The following is a 405-nucleotide window of genomic DNA, read 5'->3' as shown; positions in this document are numbered from 1 at the left end:
CGGCTACCGCAACGCGGGCAAGCGGGCCATCCGCATCGACATGCTGGAACGGCTGGCCGACATGCTGCGCGCCGAGGATTCGCGCGGCGGGTTCGAGGCCAAGGCCGACATGCTGTCGATCACCGGCATGACGCTGGAGCAGTTCGCCGACCTGATGGAAGGCCTCGGCTACCGCGCGGAGAAGGCCGAACGCACCAAGGTCAAGCCGGTGGATAAGGCCGTGCCCCATGACGGCACCCACAAGATGATGGACCCCGGGGCCGATACCGAGGTGCCGGAAAAGGTCGACGGCCCGGTGAACGATACCCCGGCGGACGATGCGCCCGACAAACCGGTAATGGACGTTGCGGCGGGGCAGCCCGAGGGCGGTATCGTGGAACGGCCCACCCCGGCGGAACCCGCCGA

At 68.6% G+C, this 405-nt stretch carries 1 pseudogene; it reads left to right on the top strand.

The window, feature by feature from the left end:
- Positions 1-405: pseudogene (locus tag A3728_RS23725) on the top strand (disulfide oxidoreductase); the annotation flags it as partial.

The organism is Sulfitobacter sp. HI0040 (assembly GCF_001634885.1).
Lineage (GTDB): Bacteria > Pseudomonadota > Alphaproteobacteria > Rhodobacterales > Rhodobacteraceae > Sulfitobacter.
Note: the sequence above shows the minus strand (reverse complement) of the source record. Positions and strands in the feature narration are given on the sequence as shown.